Genomic DNA, 17,367 nt, shown 5'->3' with positions numbered 1-17,367 from the left:
GAGTATTCGCTGGCGGAAGCAAACTCACCACTCACCGTTCATCACTCACCACTAATTTAGTTTGTTCGGTGAGGCCGCTTTTAACCTCCACTAGGTCAAAGTTTTCGGTGCCTTTCTGGAAGCGGATTTTTTGTTTCTGGCCGTCCTGCTCCACCCAGACGCTATCCGTGCCGACGACGTAGGCTTTCGGGATGGTGAGCACGCGGGGCCGCTGCCGGATAATAATATTGGCCTCGACAGTCAGGCCGTAATAGGCATCGGGGTTAGCGCCGGCAAACTCCGCGTCGACCCGAAACGACTGATCGGTGCGGTTCAGTTTCGGGTAGGTCTTCGTGATCCGGGCGTTGAACACCTTGTCGGGGTAGGCGTCGGCTTTGAGCGTGACGGGCTGCCCCACCCGCACCCGGCCAAAATCGCTTTCATCTACGGCAAGCTGGGCGTAGAGGCGCCGCCCGCTGCCCACCAGCGCCAGCGCATCGCCAGGGCGCACCAGTTCGCCGGGGTCTTTGTACACCTCATACACCTTGCCCGCCACGATGCTGCGGACACGGGTATTCTGCCCCGCCACCTCCGAGGTCACCAGCTGGCTGCGGTTGTTGGCTATCTCTACCTGAAGCTGATTGCGGCTGCGCTGTAGGGTGTTTTGCTGTGCCCGGAGTGTGTTGCGTGCCAGTGTGTAGGCCAGTTCGGCGCGTTCGAGTTCGGCGCGGGAGGTAGCATTCTGGGCGTACAGCTCCCGAAACCGGGCGTAGTTGATCGAGTCGTTGCTCAGGCGGGTGCGGGCGTTGCGTACCTGCGCGTCGAGTTCGGCCAGCACGGGCGAGTTGGCACCCAGGTTGGCCTGCGACTGCCGTAGCGCGGTTGCCGCCGCCTGCTGCCGGGCCGTTTCGGTGGTGCTTTCCAACATAAACAGCAGGGCACCCGGCCGTACCGAGTCGCCCTCGTTCACCAGCCGCTGCCGAATCAGGCCCGTAGCCTCGGCGGTGACCGTATACTCCTGACGCGGATACACGTTGCCCGACGCATAGACCGCCTCCGTCAGCTCGCGGTAGGCAGGCGACAGGCCTTCGGGTGCTTTTTTGCAGGCAGCCAGCGTGAGCAGCACAAATAAGTAGAGATAAGGCATGGCTTTCATAGGCCGCTACGGATTTGGAGGAGCGTCTGGTTAATAAATACCGACGACCGGGTGTTGAGAAAGCGATTTTGCGCCGTCAGGGCTTCGTTAAACACGTTCAGGTACTGATCGTAGGCAAACAGCCCCGACCGGTATTTGACCAGCGCGATCTGCACGTTCTGGTTGCTGAGTTCGTACTGCTGCCGGTTCAGGTCGAGCGACCGAACGGCTTGGTTATAGGCTTGTTGCAGGTCGTCGGTGTCGGTTTGCTGGCGATTTTGTTCGTAGGCCAACTGCGCTTGGGCCAGTTTTAGCTGCCCTTGCGCGCGGGCAATACTGCCGGTGCGCAAGCCACCACCATAGAGCGGGAAATTAAACTGCAAGCCCGCCACGCCGATGGTAAACCAGCGCTCGCTGGGGTTCAGAAAGTTAAATTCGTTGCGCTGCGCCTGTTGGCTATAGCGCCCATAGGCCGAGAGCGTGGGCCACCGCAAAAGCCGCTCCCGGTCTAGTTGCAGCCGGGCCAGTTCCACCTGCGTTTCGCGCAGCGTGATCTGCGGGCGCGGCACTGCGCCCGGCTCAACGGCCCTGGCCGTGGGGGGCGCGTCGAGGGTTTCGGTCAACGAAAGGCTGTCGGTGGGGGCTAAACCCAGGAGCAGCTTAAGCTGATTCTGATTTCTGGACAGCTGTAACTCGTTCTGCGCCAGCGCGTCGGCGGAGGTCAGCTGCACGGTTTTGATGCGATTGTATTCGAGCGGTTCAATCAGCCCTTTGTCCAGCCGTTGGCGGGCAATCTGCACCAGCGTATCGGCGGCCAGCAAGTTGCGGCGGGTAATGTCGATGGCCGCGCGGGTGAGTAGCACGGCATGGTACACACGGACCGTTTGGGTCGAGATGTCGTCCTGCAACACCAGCGCCTGCTCATCAATGATCTGTAGGTTTTGTTTGGCAATGCCCAGGTCGGCACGGGCGGGGCGGTTCAGGATAGGTACGGTGGCTTCTACCCCCGCCGTCAGAAACAACGGCAGCCCAAACCGAAACTCACGCACTTCGCCGGGCCGACCGCCGGGCAGGAATTCAGCGGGTACCAGCGAAACGGGCAGAGCATAGTTGTAATCGAAATTGGTGTAGAACCGCGCCGTGGGCAGCCAACCGGCCCGAGCAATGGTGCGCTGCTGCTCCTGCGCCGTTCGGTTCAGGCGGGCGTTAACCAGTTCCGGGTTGCTGCGCCGGGCCAGCGCCAGAGCTTCCTGCACCGACGACACAACGGTCTGCGCCGGGGCAGCAAACGAGGCAAACAGCATAAAAAGTAGGGTAAACCGGTTCATGAGCGTTGTGAAGGGACACCCAAAACAAGCGGGCCGCTCCTCCTTGACCGCACGTTTGCCGACGAACCGGGCGGAATGCCCCACGAAGCCGACGTTTTTTGGTATTAAACAGAAACGTTGCCGTAGCTCCGGTACTCTTTCGTCCAGAGATAGGCCCCCTGCGCGGCGATGAAGCAGAAAATGAAGTACTCTGCCGACACCAGCTTCACGCCCTTCACATAGTAGACGTACGTCAAGATCAGGTCCACACCAAGCCAGACGTACCAGCACTCTACCCGTTTCTGGATCATCAGAAACGTGGCCACAACGCTCATGACCGTCGTAAACGAGTCGAGGTACGGAAACGCCGAGGGCTGGCTGAACAACAGCGGCAAGAGCGTGTGCAGGTGTTGCGCAAACGTACCCAGCCCGGCGGTGGCCACCGTGCCTAACACCAGCCAGAGCAGCAGTTGCCGAGGGGGCATCTGACTGATTTTCAGTTCAGCATTCGCATTCTCTTCGCCCGATTTAGGGTGGGTCCAGCGCCACCAGCCTTGCAGGTTTGTCACGAAAAAGAACACCTGTAAACCCATGTCGGGGTAGAGTTGAATCTGGTAGAAGAGAAAGAAAAACAGCACCACGCTCACCGCCCCAATAGGCCAGCTCCAGATGTTAGCCCGGGCACTTAACCAAACGGCCACGGCTCCGCTCACCACCCCGGCAAACTCGAGGTAGCTCATGGAATAGCCCCAGAGCGTGAAAAATACAGATTTGATGTCGAGGATGTAGGGCATGAAGGAACATTCAAGGTGTAAGGTCCAAAGCTAGCCACTAGATGCCGTGCGTAGTAACTAACATCTTATTCCAAAGGCATAGGGATAGGCTTGCGACGGCTTTTTCACTCAATCACCATTTGCTCGATAATCCTAACCCCCGCCCGGCGGCTGCCGTTGACGGAGTATAGCTTATCTGAACAAACAACATGGCAAGGAACATTGGCCTTTGGGCATTGCTGGGCGTGGGTGCCGTGGTGGCCCTGCGCAGCACACAACGTCGCAACCGGCGCATCAGCTTTCAGGATAAAACGGTGGTCATCACGGGCGGCTCGCGGGGGCTTGGGCTGGTGATGGCCCGACAACTGGCGCAGGAAGGCGCCCGAATCGCTATCTGCGCCCGCACCCAGGCACAACTCGACATCGCCGAAGCCGAGCTACGCGCTATGGGTGCTGCCGTGTATGCCCACCGCTGCGACCTGACCGACACAGACGCCCTGCGCGATTTCTTTGTGGCTGTGCGTGAGACACTTGGCCCCGTAGATGTGCTTATCAACAACGCGGGCATTATCCTGGCCGGTCCCTACGCCAACACCACCGACGCCGACTTTCACGATGCCATGAACAGCAATTTCTGGGCCGCCTACCACGCCACCAACGCCGTGTTGCCCGACATGCAGGCGCGCCGCTTTGGCCGCATCGTGAACGTAGCCTCGTTTGGTGGGAAGGTCTCTGTGCCGCACCTGCTCCCCTACTCGACCAGCAAGTTTGCGCTCGTGGGCTATTCCGAAGGCCTCCGCGCCGAGGTGGCCCGCGATGGGGTGTTTGTCACGACCATTTGTCCCGGCCTCATCCGCACGGGTAGTCCACGGCAGGCGTTGGTGCGGGGGCAGCACGAAAAAGAATACGCCTGGTTTAAAATTGGCGACTCATTGCCGGGTCTGTCGGCCAATGCCGAATATGTGGCGGGTCAGATTATCGAGGCCGCCCGTTATGGCGAATCGGAGCGGATTATATCGCTCCCTGCCAAGTTTGCCGGAGCCATCCACGGTCTCTTCCCAGGCCTGATGACCGACGTACTATCGCTGGTCAATACCCTCCTGCCCAACCCCGACCCATCGGGCCACGACAGCCCACTGAAGAAAGGCAAAGATCTGGAAACCAGCCTGACACAGAGCTTTTTAACCACCCTAACAGAGCAGGCCGTGGTGGCGAATAATGAGGGGTAGAGAGAATGTACAATGAACAATGTACAATGTACAATGGCTTCGCGCCCTAGGCCTCTCAACTGCGCTCGGGGTGACACCGGGCTGGCGCACCAAACCACTATAATAGGTTCTTGACTTGATTCAAGGTCGTTGTCACCCCGAGCGCAGTCGAGGGGCACGTAGCGCGGAGCCATTGTACATTGTTCATTATTCATTGTACATTAATCCCCTTCCTTGCAGTTTTGCAACGAATTGCTCAGATTGACGGAGTTAGAGCAAACTATCTTCATTCACTGCGTTTATCTGTTCATGCATACTCTCTTGCTTCGTTGGCTGCTTTGCCTGGCCATTAGCGGTTTGCTGCCTTCCAGCACCTTCGCAACCCCCACTGTTGCCATCTCACCTATTCCAAACTGGGTGTTACCGGTGAAACCCGGGGGGCACAATCCGCCAAACAAAGACATCACCCAGGGCTATTTCGTCTCGCTGTTCGACACACAGGTGCATGTTGACAAGCAGGCCTCATTCACGCGCCTCGTGCGCGAGGTTCGTACCTCGACGGGTGTGCAGAATGCGTCGGACATACTGGTCTATTTCGACCCTAACTACCAGCGGCTGACCCTGCACGAAGTAGCCATTATCAGGCAAGGCAAGCGGATTAATAAGCTCGTGGCGGGGGCTGTAAAAGTGGAACCAAGCGAAACCGAGCGCAGCAGTTTCATCTACAACGGCACCTATGTAGCCTCGCTCCTGCTCACCGACGTGCGCCCCAATGATCAGATCACCTATGCCTATACGCTGACGGGGCAGAACCCAATTTTTGGTGGGCGCTACTCCCAGACTACCTACTTCGGCGCGGGCGATCCGCTGCCCAACCGGCACCATGCCCTGTTTGTCGACGCCAGCCGGAAACTAGCCTTCAAAACCGAGCATACATCCCTGAAGCCAACCGTAACCCGGCAGGGTAACCTGTTAGTGTATGAGTGGCAGGCTTTCGACAATAAACCCACGGTGATGGAGGATTATACGCCGGCGTGGTTCAACACCGAACCCCGGATACAGGTGAGCGAATGGACCTCGTGGGCCAATGTGGCCAACTGGGCGGCGGGGCTGATGGCACCCCCTCCCCTGCCACCTGCCCTGCGGCCACTGGTCGATCAGTGGCAAAAACAGGCAGGCGGCAACCCTATACGGTATGCCCGGCAAGCCGTAGCATTTGTGCAGGATGAGATCCGGTATGTGGGTATCGAACTGGGCGAAAACTCGCACCGGCCCCACCCACCAGAGCAGGTTTTTCGACAACGTTACGGCGACTGCAAAGACAAGAGTCTACTCCTTTGCACGCTCCTGGCAGCCAACGGTACGCAAGCCAGTGTAGCGCTCACCAGCAGCTACCTGACCCACTCCATGCCCGCCCAGCTACCCGACCCTAACGTGTTCAACCATGCCATTGTCTGCACACAACTTGGCGGAAAACCAGTCTGGATAGACCCCACCATGACCAATCAGCGGGGCAACGATGCCGACTTTTATTGCCCCGCCTACTGCCATGCCCTATTGGCAAAAGTAGGCGAACAGGCCCTGCGTCCCATCCCCGTTGTGGGGGCTGGGCGGATCGTGATGAACGAAACATACCGTATTCCCACGTCGCTGGTCGATAGTTTGGCGGGGCAATTGGCCGTGCATTCAACCTACACGGGTCGTGCTGCCAACGACATGCGGAGTGCCCTGGCGCAGCAAGGCAAAACATCGCTCGAAAAATCGTATCTTGATTACTACCAGCAGTCGATGAGCGACCAGGTTGTTGACACGGAGGCACCCCTGACCGACACTGACGACCCCGTACGTAACCTGGTTGTTACCCAGGAGCGGTACCGACTTACCAACGTATGGCAGGCCGACAGTGGCAGTACGGCAAAGCGGTTCGAGATTCGTTGCCGGGGGTTTGTCAACGAGTTGCGCAGCATTACGGCCCGGCAACGCAAAACGCCCCTTGCGCTGGCCTATCCCTACGAAATTGACTACACCGTACGGCTTCATTTGCCCGAAGTCTGGACCGTAGAGAACGATAGCTGGGCCATTGACCGACCCGCCTATTCGTGCCATTTCCAGAAAACCCACTACCCCGCTGATAGCTTGGTTGTACTGCATTTTACCTACAAAAACCTGCGCGACCACGTGGCGCTGACCGACATAGCCACCTACCGCGCCGACATAGATAAGATAGACGGCGATCTGGCGCTCAATCTCACACAAGACCCTTTCGCTGAACCCAGTACCGACATTAACTGGCTCATGGTACTGGTGTCGGTGGTCACGCTGGCCGCCGGAAGCTATGCAGGCTGGCAGCTGTACCAACATGACCGCCAACCCGAACTACTGTCGTCAAACCCGCCGCTGCCCATTGGTGGCTGGCTGATCGTGCTGGCCGTGGCGTTACCCCTCGGTGCGTCGTCGTGGATCTGGAACCTGGCCACCGACACCAGCTACTACGCCATAGGTACGCAAACGACCCTAAGCCAGTTGGGAGGAACAAAGGGTACCATAGCGGTGGCTATGTTATATACTGAACAGATTACGACTTGTCTGTTCTGCCTATGGTCGATGCTGTGTATGGTGTTGTTCTTTCAACGGCGCACCACATTTCCGCGCTTTTTTTCGCTACTGTTATTTGTACGGTTCCTCTTCACGTTGGCCGATACCGCCGTCCTCAACAGCCTGATTAAGACCGATTCGACCAGCACCCGCGAATTGGGCAGTGCGCTCGTCGGGGTACTTATCTGGGTTCCCTACCTCAACAAATCGAGCCGGGTGAAGCGCACCTTTCTGCGACTGCGTGATGGCAGCTACTGGCAACCGCAGGCCGAAGCTATTCCACAGGAAAGCAGCGTTGATGACAACTAGTTATTGGTTGTATTAATTGACGAGGTTGTTCTCCTGCGAGGGACCACCACACCAGCCAATACAACCAGCGATGAGGGACGACAAATTGCGAATCCATTTCTGAAGCCATGCCTCGCCAAGACAGCTCACCCAGCCAATCCACTCACTGATAACTGTTTACTGATAACTGACAGCTGTTCCACCGCCCTATCCACATCCTGGCGTTTGGTGGCGGGGGGGTCGAAGCGGTTGAAGGGGCGGAGTTCGAGCACGAATGTCTCGTCTACGTCGCCCTCGCCGATGGGAGTAAACAGCTTATAGCCCATCACCGTAACGGGCATAAGGCCATGTCGGGCTTTGAATCGGCTCAGCACATTACCCAGCCAGGTTTCCACCGCCGCCACGGCAACACTATCGGCGGGGACAAACCGTACTTCGGCATGGTTGCGGTCGCGGAGGGTTTGCTCCTGAGGGTCGAAATGTCCTTCACAGCTCGAAAACGTCCGCACCAAACCCACATTATTCAGGGCCTCCACAAGAGGCAAAATACCGGATTCGATATCAGTCATAATTGAGCACTGTTAATTTTTAATGATTGACTTATATTGGTCAATATAGTTGAAATAGTGCCATGTATTTTCGGATGGTGCATCCGAATTTATTTTATAATTCGAGAACCGGGTCAGCACGTAATCCTGTGGCGTGATGCTATTTGTCTGAATCACTTCGATTGGCAAATTTGTTTTCTTATCAATAATAATCCGATACGTAACAAGCCGCTGACTAGTCAGCGGCATCAACTCGCCAAGGTTTTTTATCACTTGGCTATCAAGTGTAAATGATATCAGGTAGCAGGGTATTTTATTGATACTTGTATCGGCTGCTGTTTTCACCACATTATGTTCAGCCAAAATGATCGGAATTGCTTTTCGGAGTGTTATCAGGGAGTTATGAAAGAACGAGAGGGATGAAAAATCGTTAACAGTTGGCTGTTTCTTCACGTGCATAATCTTTGTCTTCTTATTCACGTCAAAGAAAGTAGTACCATCATATACCTTTTTATCTGCGTCACTTTCTAACTGAAACACAAATCCTGTTACGTTAACAGAAGGATTAAATTTTAAGTACGTACTACCAAAAATTTCATTATGGTATTCTTCTGATTTATAATTCACGTCACGATAATACGCGTAATTTATATTATTTATATTTTGCAATTTATTCGAAACCCGCTGTAGTATATTTATAGCTTCTTTCTCAGTTGATTTTGTTTGAGCCGATACACAAAAAAACGCTGTCCATGAGAGCAGCGTCAGAAGGGAGATCACGTTGAGTTTCATGCAAAAAAGGCGAGTTTAGATTTGTCAGATGTGCCCAATTAACGCCCTGTTGAGAGAGGGTATTGCTGAGACGATCTCCGGTGTGTCAGCAATACCCCTGATTGAACCTCAGTTTGCGCTGCCACCCAATGATGTCTTGCGGCTCACAACCCGGCCAGGGCCGCTGTGGCTGATGCTGCCGCCGGTAGAAGCGCGCAGGAACAGCTCATTGTCGGCATAAACCCGTACCGTGGCCCCGCTCGACGCGTCGGCCTGGCAGGTGGTGGCTTTCAGGCTGTTGGCCCGCACGGTAGCCCCACCAGAAGCATTGGCCGTGACCGTCTGTGCCGACCCTTCTACGTTGGCCGTGGCCCCGGCACCCGCGCTTAGTTCTACGTCGGTGGCGGCTATGTCGAGCGTTATTTCGGCACCCGATTTACTATGCACAGCCAGCCGGTCGGCCTTGAAGGTACCCTCGCCGGTGAGTTGCGCGCCCGACGTTACCGTGATATCGGTAAGGCGCTTGGCGGTGAGGTAGGCCTTCACGTAGCGGCTGGTGTGGCGGTCGGCACGGTCGCGGCCCAGCCAGCCCTGTAGCCGGATGCTCAGCTTCAGTTCGCCGCCGTCTACGCTGGCAATGATGTCGTCCTTATCAAACCCCCGCGCCTCGATCCGTACCGATTCGGTCTCGCCCTGGGTCAGAAACACCTGTACGCCCGAACTTACTTTCAACGTAGAAAAGTCCTTGACGGTGGGCGTCAACGTCATATCCTGCGCATCGGCCAGGTAGTTTGTCAGCAACAAAAAGGCCATTACCAGGCCACTGATGTACGTTTTCATATGTATTGTGAGTTGAGACAATGACTAATGACTATTAATATCTCCCCCGCCCGATGTTTGGCGGCTTACTACCTGGCCTGGTCCGCTGAAGTCGATGTCGCCGCCGCCGCTGGCCTGGAGGCGGAACTCCTTGCGGCCATACACCTTGGCGTCGGCACCGCCGCTGGCCTGCACCTGACAAACATCGGCGATGAGCTTTTGCGCGTGCAGGTCTGCCCCGCCCGACGATTTGGCCACGAGCCGTTCCGTCGACCCGCTCAGTGTGGCGTCGGCCCCGCTACTCACCGACACCGTCATGTCGCGGGCTTTCACGTTCATGGTCAGGTCGGCACCGCTGCTGACGTTGATGGCTAGCTGGTCGGCGGTAAAATCGGTTTGCCCGTGCACGTCGGCCCCCGACGATACATTGATAGCCGACAGGTTTTTCACCGTCAAATACGCCTTTATATAGTTGTTGCGGCCCATACCTCCCCAGATACCCTTCCGGTCGACGGCCAGTTTCAGCGTACCGTTGCTCATCTCCACCACGATCTCGTCTTCATCGAACCCCCTGGCGTCAATGCGTAGCGATTCGGTGGTGCCCTGCGTCAGAAACACGTCGACGCCATTGCGGACGTTCAGGGTCGATACGTTAGCCACCGAGGGCGTGAGGGTAACGGTTTGGGCCAGCGCCGCCGGGCTGGCAAGCAGGCCGAGGGCAGTTGTGAGTAGCAGGGTCGTTTTCATACGAAGCCGTGTTGATTGGTTCGGAGGAAAGATGCAGCAATGGAGCCAAAGGTTGCGTCTGATATTGACAAACGGTATTACCACGGGTTGGTTTCCCGTTTTACCTTTGCGGCCAGCCTGTGCGCCCCCGGCCCGCCACCCCTTCATCTGGCCCGCCACCGCACGGCCTTCCGCTCTATGACGCTCTCTCGTAACGCCAAAATCGGCATCTACATCGCCTTCACCGTCCTGTTTGTGTCGTTCACGTTCTATGCCTGGCAACTGGTGAAGACGCCCAACCTGAACACCCGCGACCCCGACGACAAGCCGTTTTCGCTCTATATTCCGAAGGGCGCTACCTACGAATCGGTGCTCGACACGCTCAAAAAGCATAAGATCGTAGAAAACGAAACGGCGTTTCGGTTTGTGGCCAAGCTGATGAAATACCCACAGCGCGTGAAAGCAGGGCACTACCTGATTAAAGCGGGCATGGGCAACTACGACGCCATCGGCAAGCTCCGCAGCGGCAGTCAGGACCCCATTCAGCTGACGTTCAACAGCAGCATCCGCCTCAAAAGTGAGCTGATCGACAAGGTGGGCAGCAAGTTTGCCTTTGGTGCTGAAGGCCTCCGCCCGCTGCTCAACAGCCCCGACTCCTGCAAACAATACGGCTTCGACACCACCACCGTCATCTGCCTCTTTATTCCGAACACCTACGAGCTGTTCTGGACCGTGAAACCCACCGCCCTCATGGAACGGATGGCTGCCGAATACAAGAAATTCTGGACGCCTGACCGCAAGGCCAAAGCCGCCGCGCTGGGTCTGTCGCAGACGCAGGTGCAAACGCTGGCGTCTATTGTGCGGGCCGAAACCATCAAAGCCGACGAGCAGCCCCGCGTGGCGGGCGTGTACCTGAACCGCCTCAAGCGCGGCCAGAAACTTGAGGCCGACCCCACCGTGATCTTCGCCAACAACGACTTCACCATCCGGCGCGTACTCAACAAGCACCTGACCTTCGACAGCCCGTACAATACCTACCGCTACGCAGGCCTGCCCCCCGGCCCTATCAACCTGCCGCCGCCCGGTGCCATCGACGCGGTACTTAACCCTGAACAGCACGACTACCTCTTTTTCGTGGCCAAAGCCGACTTCTCGGGCTACCACACGTTCTCGCGCAACATGGCCGAACACCTGGCCAACGCCCGCATCTATCAGCAAGCGCTTAACCAGCGAAAAATTATGAAGTGAGGGTAAACAGACATTCGAACCGGACGTTCGGCACCATCCCGCATACGTTCGCCATCAGCGGCAACCAGGCTACGGGCTTCGACCTGCGGATGAGCAACTTTGTCGAATACGACACGTACCCGTTTCGGCTGGCTAACTGATCCACTCAGCAATAGGTCTTATCCCATCGGGGAAGACGACAGCGGTACACGGCTGACGCAGTTTTGCGTTATGCTACTCAACGTTTTTAGTTTTCATCGGTGCGGCAGGCGGTCTGGTTTGGTCCGTTGGCTGGCGGTGCTTGGGTTAGGTGCCGGTTTGTTTGCCTGCCAACTGCCAACAGTAGATCAACCCGGTACGTGGGTGCCGCCCACCGCCGGGCAGGACCCGGCCCTGCCGCAACTTGCCGTGACTGTAGCCGGGTATCGGCGCGTGTTGCACCTGCAAACCTTCGGCAATCCGACCAGGCCCGTTGCCTTTGTACTACCCGGCGGGCCGGGGGCCGACTTTCGGCTGCTGCTACCGCTGCAAGCCCTGAGCGACCGCTATTTCGTCGTGATGTGGGACCCACGCGGGGCGGGGCTGTCGGAGCGAGTTACCCGTTCGGAACTGACCATCGACTCATTTCTTGATGAAATCGACGCCGTCTGGAGCGCGTTGGCTCCCGGCAGGCCCGTTACGCTTATTGGGCATTCGTGGGGCGCAAACCTGTTTCTGCGCTACACGGCCCGCTACCCGGAGCGCGTCAGTCAGTTGGTGCTTATCGAGCCGGGTGGGGTAACCAAAGCCGGACGCGACCACGAGAACGGCGGGGCGGTCAACTGGTTCGATGGGCAGGATTTTTTCTGGCAGAACCAGCTCCTGACCTCCAGCGACCACGCCGCTGCCGATTACAAAGCCGTCAGTCTGCTCCCCGGCGCGTACCGCAACTACACCTGTACGGGCGAGCGCGTCAGCGACGAACCCATATGGCGGTTCGGAGCCTACCAGTACTACGTATTGACCCAGACCCCGGCGGGCAGCGCAGCCGACGAGTCGTGGCTAACGGCCTTCCGCCAGTTTGCCGGGCCGGTGTTGATCGTAGCAGGTACGTGTGGGGCCAACCGGGCTGATTTTCAGAGCCAATATGTCCTGCCAAACCTGCCCGGTGCCCGGCTGGAGACGGTTCCGGGCGCGGGTCACATCAGCCTGTTCTTAACGCACCGGGAAGCGATGCTGCAACGGCTTCGCGCCCATTTACTAGCCTACCCATGAATCGAAACCATTTCTATCGTTGCTTTCCGGGTGGGCTTGCCTTGCTGCTTCTACCCCTGTTGGCTTATCGAACAACAGCCCAGGGCGCTTTCGGCGTTCGCTCTTCAACTGACCGAAATCAGGCCGGTATCGGGATCGGCATAGAACCTGAACTAACGACATCGGCAGGGTATAACTACCGGGTCAGTCGCCTACCCAATCCGTTGCAGTTTCGGGTAGGTGCGGGTCTGTTGTTGCCGCCCTATCTGGCGGGTCAGGGCAGCGTTCGGCTGAATGGTCTGGTCGCGCTGGACTGGCAACCCGCTCCACAGCCGACCGGGCGGGGCTGGTGCGGGCGGCTTGCCCTGCTTCCCTACTACGCCCACAACCGCAACGACGCCAGTACGCTGGACGGGCTGGGGCTGGACGTACGCCTGCTCCCCCTGCGCCGGAGCAACCGTTGGGCGGGTGGGCTGGACCTGGGCTGGCAAGCCACACTACTAACTCACGTTCAGCACAGCGACCGGGTTAAGGGCACCTTTACGGGTCGCTACCCAGCTAGTGAACCGCCTGCCGGGCAACCCCGCGACGGATGGTACCGAGGTACGGCTCACCGCTTCCGGCTGGGCTATACAAGCGCGTGGGCAATGGGACAACGGTGGAGCGGTCAGGTGTCGGCGGGTACGTTGGTTGGCCTTCAGCGACAGGGCGTCCTGCTCAGTTTCGCGCACGGGCAGGTGCCTGTCTATCTCGAAACAACCATCAACGTTGGTTGGTGATGGGGCCGCGATGGTCAGGTACGTAGTTGTTTACGGTAGCCGGAGGGGGTCTGGCCGGTGTGTTTTTTGAACGCCTTGTTGAAGGCCGCTTTCGACTCGAAGCCCGCGTCGAGGGCCAGGGCCAGGATGGTCAGGTGGTCGTTTCGGTGGTCTGCCAAGGCCCGTTTTACGGCCTCGACCCGGTAGCCGTTGACGTAGTCGTAGAAGCTCACGCCTAGCGTTTGGTTTAATACTTGCGAGAGTGTATGCGGCGACAGAGCCAGTTCATCGGCTACCTGTTTGAGCGTCAACGTACCATCGAGGTACCGTTCCTGTTGGACCATCCAATCCGCCAGTTGCTCAGCATGCGACCTACCCTGCTCGGCGGTTAAGGCCGATTTTTCGTATCTGGGTCGGCTCAGTACGTTTGGGGAGGTGCTTACCGGCTCAGGCTCAGCAGCTGGTTCGGGTACGTTCCATTGCTCAGGAGTAAACAGGACGGGCTGGCGCAACTGCCGATACCCAATCAGGTACGTTACTCCGGTTAGGGCGAACGCCAGTACGTGCCCTGCCGGATGCAGCCCAAGCCCGTAAAGGATACCCGCAAACAGGCCATAACACACGATAAAGCCGATTACCAGTTGCCGTAGCCAGGTTAGTCGCCCGGCTTCGATGGCCGAGTAGTGCGTCATCAAAACCGCGTCGTGCTGGCGAATGAGTCGGAACACGGGCACCAGATAAAGCAAAAAATGAACGAGCGGCAAGTGCCCCCACCAGTCCAGGTGAGGCTGGTTATAGTGGTTGTTGATAAACGTCTGCTTTTGGGCAAACGGCTGTGTATAGAACGGAATGTGACCCAGCACCACCAGCACAAACGGCACCACATGCCACCCATACGCCCATCGCCAACGGAACGCCGGACTAACGGACACCCTCAGGTAGCCATATAGCAACGGCCCAAACAGAAACGGCAGGGCCGAACCCAGCGCGATCAGGTCTGGCACATTGGCGAGCAGGTGGGAATCATGCAAAGCCATCCAGCCCATGAGCAGACAGGCCGCGCCCAGTAAGCCCGCCAGCAGACGACCACTCCAACCACTCAGGTTCGCGCTACGCCACCCGGCCAGCAACAGAAACAGTCCCTGTGCGACGCCCAGTAATTCGATGAGAACGATTCCCCGCATAGCCCATCCTGTATCATCGGATGCGTGTAAATGTCTGCTCTAAATCTTCTTCCCAAGTTGTGCCTTCTTTACTAAGTTCACCTTTTTCGATGATGGTATTGCCATCGTCAGCAATTATCCAGGTGTATCGTTGCGAGAGATTCGGTGCATTCCGCCACCACCTCACGACATTGTCTTCAACGGAAACATCATATTTTCTCGAAACTTTCCGCTCGTCGAACGTGAGCATAAACAATTCGCCGGTCGCATCGTCACTACTGAAGATGGCAATGCCGACCGGAAAACCTTCTTCATCTACCTCGGAATACCACCGTAGAAAAGCACCGCCCTCAATCCACTGGAAGGATGCCTTTCCGGCAAAAACTTTACCGGGAAGCTCAGGATGGGTACCAACGGTTTCCCATTCGCCAACCAATTTGCCCAACTCGTCCAGGGCCGGATTCTGAACTTGGGCTTTGTGAATACCTTGAATCCGTTCCATATGTCTCAAAATGTGGGTGGTTTAGAACTCAAGTCGGAATCCAGGAAATCCGTGATCATCGGTATCAACCAGTGCGTTCGCTGTAGCATACCGACGTGGGTGGTACCCGGCAGAACAGCCAACCGCGATTTGGGTAGCCCGTGCAGATCGCCCTGTTTGCCACCGCCTTTGGCCCGGAGCAGTTCTAAGGCGTGCTCGTAACGTACCCCGTCGGCGTCGCCGATAGCCATAAACAGCGGGACCTGGCTACTTTTTACGGCTTTAGACCAGTCATAAGGCTTCAAATCAATGCTGACGACCTTTTTAATAAAGTCCGGGAAGTGGGCCGGGTCGTTTCCAAACGTATCGTACTGTTCCCGTATCGGCGTACCCTTGAACATATCGGCGGTGAACGTAGCAAAACTCGCCTCTGTATCGGGCCACCACCCATCGTGGGCATAGGGGGCTGACAAGACAACAAGCCTGCGTACCTGCTGAGGGTGCCGCACGGCTGTCTGGAAGGCTACCCCGCCTCCCATGCTGTAGCCCAAAACATCGGCACTGTCTACCTTTAAATGCTTGAGCAGACCCGATACGTCGTCGGCCATTCCCTCATAGCTGATGTCACGCGCTATGTCCTTTGTTCGGCCATGCCCCTGCATTTCGGCTACAATGACTTGTCGATCTTTAGCCAGTGGAGGTATGAAACGCGACCAGTTCAAGGGTATGGTCATATAAGAGCCATGCAGCAGCACGAGGGGTTTGCCTTCGCCATACACCTCATAGTACAGCTTAAGCCCGTTCACGTCGGCATAGCCTGTTTTGGTCGGCTTCAGGGTCTGTTTCGTATCCATGTTAGTTGATCCGGTTGACGCACCTTCTCTCTGTTGCGGTTGGCAGGATGCCAGGCCCGCCACAATAACAGCAACCTGAAGGAGATATAACCTGTGCCTCTTCATACCAAACTTTTTGTACCATTCATGACGCAGAGCACCCAGGGCTAAGCTCAACGCATTGACGTCGGGCCAGTCTCTGACGGACGGCCATTTTTCTGGCCTTGAAAGATCTTCGTACGTTTTACGACCCAGCAAAAGGGTGTCTACGGTTTCCATGGTTTTTAAGGCGCATTCGGAACCCGCTTCTATAAAGGCTTCCGTGGTCCAGACCATAAAGTTGGTTTTGTCCTGGCTTGGGTCGCCGGTGACGACTCCGTTCAACGTGCTGTTTATATACACGATGATCTTGCGCATACGTTCAGGGTGTGTTTTTGGCAAAGCAAACGCGCCGATTCAGAACAGACCTTAGAAATCTTGCTTTCTTCGGCAACGGGCCACACCACCGAACCGCCATACCCTACGCTAAAAAAGCAAGATTTCTAAGCCTCAACCCGGCCTAATCTGTTTGTTTTGGTTATCCTTCTCCTCAACGGTTATGAATCAGCAGCGCGTAACTACCGGTAGGACTGACCTTATTCTTGATCCAGATCCGGCGCATCCGGTCAGGCGGCAGCACTTGTTCGAGGCTGATTTTTATTTGTTCAAGCAATGGACGCTCGACCCGAACGGTGCTGGTTTACCCTACATGGGCATCAGTCCGTGTTTCGCGCTGGTATTCAGTAACGCGGGTCAGATCAAATTCGATTTAGCGGATAAAGCCTATGAACTGCACACCGGCTACGTTGTTGTCGAGAAAGGCCACAATTACGATTTCCGATTATACCCGTCGGCAGGGGTGTTTTCAATTCTTGACTTCACCGACGACTTCTACGAACAGCTCCAGGACGAATACGGCCTGCGCCATTCCTTTTTCTTCGGCAATCCGAACCTGCTCACGCTGGGCCTGAAAACCTCACCCGCCATCGACTACCTGCATTACCAACTGGGGCAGCATGGGGCCGAGATGGACCGCTTGGAACGCGATCAACTGGTATTGGACCTGGTTCGCCAAGTAGTTGAGCGCATGAACCAAAGCCTGACCGAACCCCTCTCAACGGCCTACAAACGTTTCCATCTGACGACCATTGAGCAGGCCAAAGCGTACCTGAACCAGGAGTTTCACCGCGACCTCTCGCTGCTAGACCTGGCCAGTCATTGCTGCGTCAGCCCGTTCCACCTGGGGCGGCTCTTCAAAGCCTGTACGGGCTATGCCCCCCACCAATACCTGCTGACGGTCCGGCTGACCCACGCCGAACGGCTATTGCGCGATACGGGCCTGCCCATAACCGACGTGAGTTTTGCAGCGGGGTTCAACAGCATCGAGCACTTCGCCACCGCCTTTCGGCAGCGGTACCACGCCAGCCCGTCGCAGTACCGCAAGCAGGGCCGCTATCAATGACTGAGTTTGTCGTTTACTTATC

17 protein-coding genes are annotated in these 17,367 nt (G+C 56.8%); 7 read left to right on the top strand and 10 right to left on the bottom strand.

Going from position 1 to position 17,367, the window contains the following annotated elements; all coding sequences use genetic code 11:
- Positions 1 to 31: 31 nt before the first annotated feature.
- From J2I48_RS19720 to pnuC, 3 genes are all read right to left on the bottom strand, one after another.
- Positions 32 to 1,135: an efflux RND transporter periplasmic adaptor subunit gene (locus tag J2I48_RS19720; RefSeq protein WP_374758166.1), complete on the bottom strand. Its 1,104-nt coding sequence runs from the start codon at positions 1,133 to 1,135 to the stop codon at positions 32 to 34.
- A complete protein-coding gene (locus J2I48_RS19715) occupies positions 1,132 to 2,442 on the bottom strand; it encodes a TolC family protein (protein WP_207337210.1) in 1,311 nt (436 codons plus the stop codon). The genes J2I48_RS19720 and J2I48_RS19715 overlap by 4 nt, the downstream gene beginning before the upstream one ends.
- 104 nt (positions 2,443 to 2,546) lie before the next feature.
- Positions 2,547 to 3,215, bottom strand: coding sequence for a nicotinamide riboside transporter PnuC (gene pnuC / locus J2I48_RS19710; protein ID WP_207337209.1), 669 nt, complete (start codon positions 3,213 to 3,215; stop codon positions 2,547 to 2,549).
- A gap of 188 nt (positions 3,216 to 3,403) precedes the next feature.
- Here pnuC and J2I48_RS19705 point away from each other — a divergent pair, with 188 nt between their 5' ends.
- Together J2I48_RS19705 and J2I48_RS19700 are read left to right on the top strand one after the other, a co-directional pair.
- Positions 3,404 to 4,423 (top strand): SDR family NAD(P)-dependent oxidoreductase, encoded by a 1,020-nt coding sequence (locus tag J2I48_RS19705; RefSeq protein WP_207337208.1) that lies wholly within the window; start codon positions 3,404 to 3,406, stop codon positions 4,421 to 4,423.
- Between the two features lie 288 nt (positions 4,424 to 4,711).
- Positions 4,712 to 7,306: a DUF3857 domain-containing protein gene (locus J2I48_RS19700; protein WP_207337207.1), complete on the top strand. Its 2,595-nt coding sequence runs from the start codon at positions 4,712 to 4,714 to the stop codon at positions 7,304 to 7,306.
- 125 nt (positions 7,307 to 7,431) lie between these two features.
- On the opposite strand, the gene J2I48_RS19695 is transcribed toward J2I48_RS19700, so the two are convergent.
- From J2I48_RS19695 to J2I48_RS19680, 4 genes are all read right to left on the bottom strand, one after another.
- Entirely contained in the window at positions 7,432 to 7,854 is a 423-nt protein-coding gene (locus tag J2I48_RS19695) for a hypothetical protein (protein WP_207337206.1), read from the bottom strand.
- A 12-nt stretch (positions 7,855 to 7,866) separates the two neighbouring features.
- Positions 7,867 to 8,625 (bottom strand): hypothetical protein, encoded by a 759-nt coding sequence (locus J2I48_RS19690; protein ID WP_207337205.1) that lies wholly within the window; start codon positions 8,623 to 8,625, stop codon positions 7,867 to 7,869.
- A 108-nt stretch (positions 8,626 to 8,733) separates the two neighbouring features.
- Positions 8,734 to 9,444 (bottom strand): head GIN domain-containing protein, encoded by a 711-nt coding sequence (locus J2I48_RS19685; RefSeq protein WP_207337204.1) that lies wholly within the window; start codon positions 9,442 to 9,444, stop codon positions 8,734 to 8,736.
- Positions 9,445 to 9,468: 24 nt separating this feature from the next.
- Complete coding sequence (locus J2I48_RS19680) at positions 9,469 to 10,170, bottom strand: head GIN domain-containing protein (protein ID WP_207337203.1); 702 nt, start codon at positions 10,168 to 10,170, stop codon at positions 9,469 to 9,471.
- 177 nt (positions 10,171 to 10,347) lie between these two features.
- Between J2I48_RS19680 and mltG the strand changes: the two genes are divergently transcribed.
- From mltG to J2I48_RS19660, 4 genes are all read left to right on the top strand, one after another.
- Positions 10,348 to 11,397, top strand: a complete 1,050-nt coding sequence (mltG, locus tag J2I48_RS19675) for an endolytic transglycosylase MltG (protein WP_207337293.1) — start codon at positions 10,348 to 10,350, stop codon at positions 11,395 to 11,397.
- Complete coding sequence (locus J2I48_RS19670) at positions 11,394 to 11,537, top strand: hypothetical protein (RefSeq protein WP_207337202.1); 144 nt, start codon at positions 11,394 to 11,396, stop codon at positions 11,535 to 11,537. The genes mltG and J2I48_RS19670 overlap by 4 nt, the downstream gene beginning before the upstream one ends.
- A gap of 70 nt (positions 11,538 to 11,607) precedes the next feature.
- Positions 11,608 to 12,630 carry an alpha/beta fold hydrolase gene (locus tag J2I48_RS19665; RefSeq protein WP_207337201.1) on the top strand — a complete coding sequence of 341 codons (1,023 nt, stop codon included), beginning with the start codon at positions 11,608 to 11,610 and terminating at the stop codon, positions 12,628 to 12,630.
- Positions 12,627 to 13,388, top strand: coding sequence for a hypothetical protein (locus J2I48_RS19660; RefSeq protein ID WP_207337200.1), 762 nt, complete (start codon positions 12,627 to 12,629; stop codon positions 13,386 to 13,388). The genes J2I48_RS19665 and J2I48_RS19660 overlap by 4 nt, the downstream gene beginning before the upstream one ends.
- Before the next feature lie 14 nt (positions 13,389 to 13,402).
- On the opposite strand, the gene J2I48_RS19655 is transcribed toward J2I48_RS19660, so the two are convergent.
- From J2I48_RS19655 to J2I48_RS19645, 3 genes are read right to left on the bottom strand one after another with little or no spacing between them, the layout of a single operon-like run.
- The gene (locus tag J2I48_RS19655; RefSeq protein ID WP_207337199.1) at positions 13,403 to 14,551 is read right to left on the bottom strand and encodes a helix-turn-helix domain-containing protein; all 1,149 of its coding nucleotides are present in this window, start codon (positions 14,549 to 14,551) and stop codon (positions 13,403 to 13,405) included.
- Between the two features lie 13 nt (positions 14,552 to 14,564).
- The gene (locus J2I48_RS19650) at positions 14,565 to 15,032 is read right to left on the bottom strand and encodes a hypothetical protein (RefSeq protein WP_207337198.1); all 468 of its coding nucleotides are present in this window, start codon (positions 15,030 to 15,032) and stop codon (positions 14,565 to 14,567) included.
- A 5-nt stretch (positions 15,033 to 15,037) separates the two neighbouring features.
- On the bottom strand, positions 15,038 to 16,261 hold the full coding sequence (locus J2I48_RS19645) for an alpha/beta fold hydrolase (protein ID WP_229376542.1): 1,224 nt from the start codon (positions 16,259 to 16,261) through the stop codon (positions 15,038 to 15,040).
- Between the two features lie 181 nt (positions 16,262 to 16,442).
- On the opposite strand from J2I48_RS19645, the gene J2I48_RS19640 reads away from it, so the two are divergent.
- The gene (locus J2I48_RS19640) at positions 16,443 to 17,345 is read left to right on the top strand and encodes a helix-turn-helix domain-containing protein (protein ID WP_207337197.1); all 903 of its coding nucleotides are present in this window, start codon (positions 16,443 to 16,445) and stop codon (positions 17,343 to 17,345) included.
- Positions 17,346 to 17,367: the final 22 nt, after the last annotated feature.

Origin of the sequence: Fibrella aquatilis (assembly GCF_017353255.1) — a bacterium.
Classification (GTDB): Bacteria; Bacteroidota; Bacteroidia; order Cytophagales; family Spirosomataceae; genus Fibrella; species Fibrella aquatilis.
This window is presented reverse-complemented; position numbering and strand designations above follow the sequence as displayed.

What these genes read in the sequence shown, in the direction of transcription:
- J2I48_RS19720 (WP_374758166.1), bottom strand. Translation starts at nt 1,135, where the DNA reads ATGAAAGCCATGCCTTATCTCTACTTATTTGTGCTGCTCACGCTGGCT.
- J2I48_RS19715 (WP_207337210.1), bottom strand. Translation starts at nt 2,442, where the DNA reads ATGAACCGGTTTACCCTACTTTTTATGCTGTTTGCCTCGTTTGCTGCC.
- pnuC (WP_207337209.1), bottom strand. Translation starts at nt 3,215, where the DNA reads ATGCCCTACATCCTCGACATCAAATCTGTATTTTTCACGCTCTGGGGC.
- J2I48_RS19705 (WP_207337208.1), top strand. Translation starts at nt 3,404, where the DNA reads ATGGCAAGGAACATTGGCCTTTGGGCATTGCTGGGCGTGGGTGCCGTG.
- J2I48_RS19700 (WP_207337207.1), top strand. Translation starts at nt 4,712, where the DNA reads ATGCATACTCTCTTGCTTCGTTGGCTGCTTTGCCTGGCCATTAGCGGT.
- J2I48_RS19695 (WP_207337206.1), bottom strand. Translation starts at nt 7,854, where the DNA reads ATGACTGATATCGAATCCGGTATTTTGCCTCTTGTGGAGGCCCTGAAT.
- J2I48_RS19690 (WP_207337205.1), bottom strand. Translation starts at nt 8,625, where the DNA reads ATGAAACTCAACGTGATCTCCCTTCTGACGCTGCTCTCATGGACAGCG.
- J2I48_RS19685 (WP_207337204.1), bottom strand. Translation starts at nt 9,444, where the DNA reads ATGAAAACGTACATCAGTGGCCTGGTAATGGCCTTTTTGTTGCTGACA.
- J2I48_RS19680 (WP_207337203.1), bottom strand. Translation starts at nt 10,170, where the DNA reads ATGAAAACGACCCTGCTACTCACAACTGCCCTCGGCCTGCTTGCCAGC.
- mltG (WP_207337293.1), top strand. Translation starts at nt 10,348, where the DNA reads ATGACGCTCTCTCGTAACGCCAAAATCGGCATCTACATCGCCTTCACC.
- J2I48_RS19665 (WP_207337201.1), top strand. Translation starts at nt 11,608, where the DNA reads ATGCTACTCAACGTTTTTAGTTTTCATCGGTGCGGCAGGCGGTCTGGT.
- J2I48_RS19660 (WP_207337200.1), top strand. Translation starts at nt 12,627, where the DNA reads ATGAATCGAAACCATTTCTATCGTTGCTTTCCGGGTGGGCTTGCCTTG.
- J2I48_RS19655 (WP_207337199.1), bottom strand. Translation starts at nt 14,551, where the DNA reads ATGCGGGGAATCGTTCTCATCGAATTACTGGGCGTCGCACAGGGACTG.
- J2I48_RS19650 (WP_207337198.1), bottom strand. Translation starts at nt 15,032, where the DNA reads ATGGAACGGATTCAAGGTATTCACAAAGCCCAAGTTCAGAATCCGGCC.
- J2I48_RS19645 (WP_229376542.1), bottom strand. Translation starts at nt 16,261, where the DNA reads ATGCGCAAGATCATCGTGTATATAAACAGCACGTTGAACGGAGTCGTC.
- J2I48_RS19640 (WP_207337197.1), top strand. Translation starts at nt 16,443, where the DNA reads ATGAATCAGCAGCGCGTAACTACCGGTAGGACTGACCTTATTCTTGAT.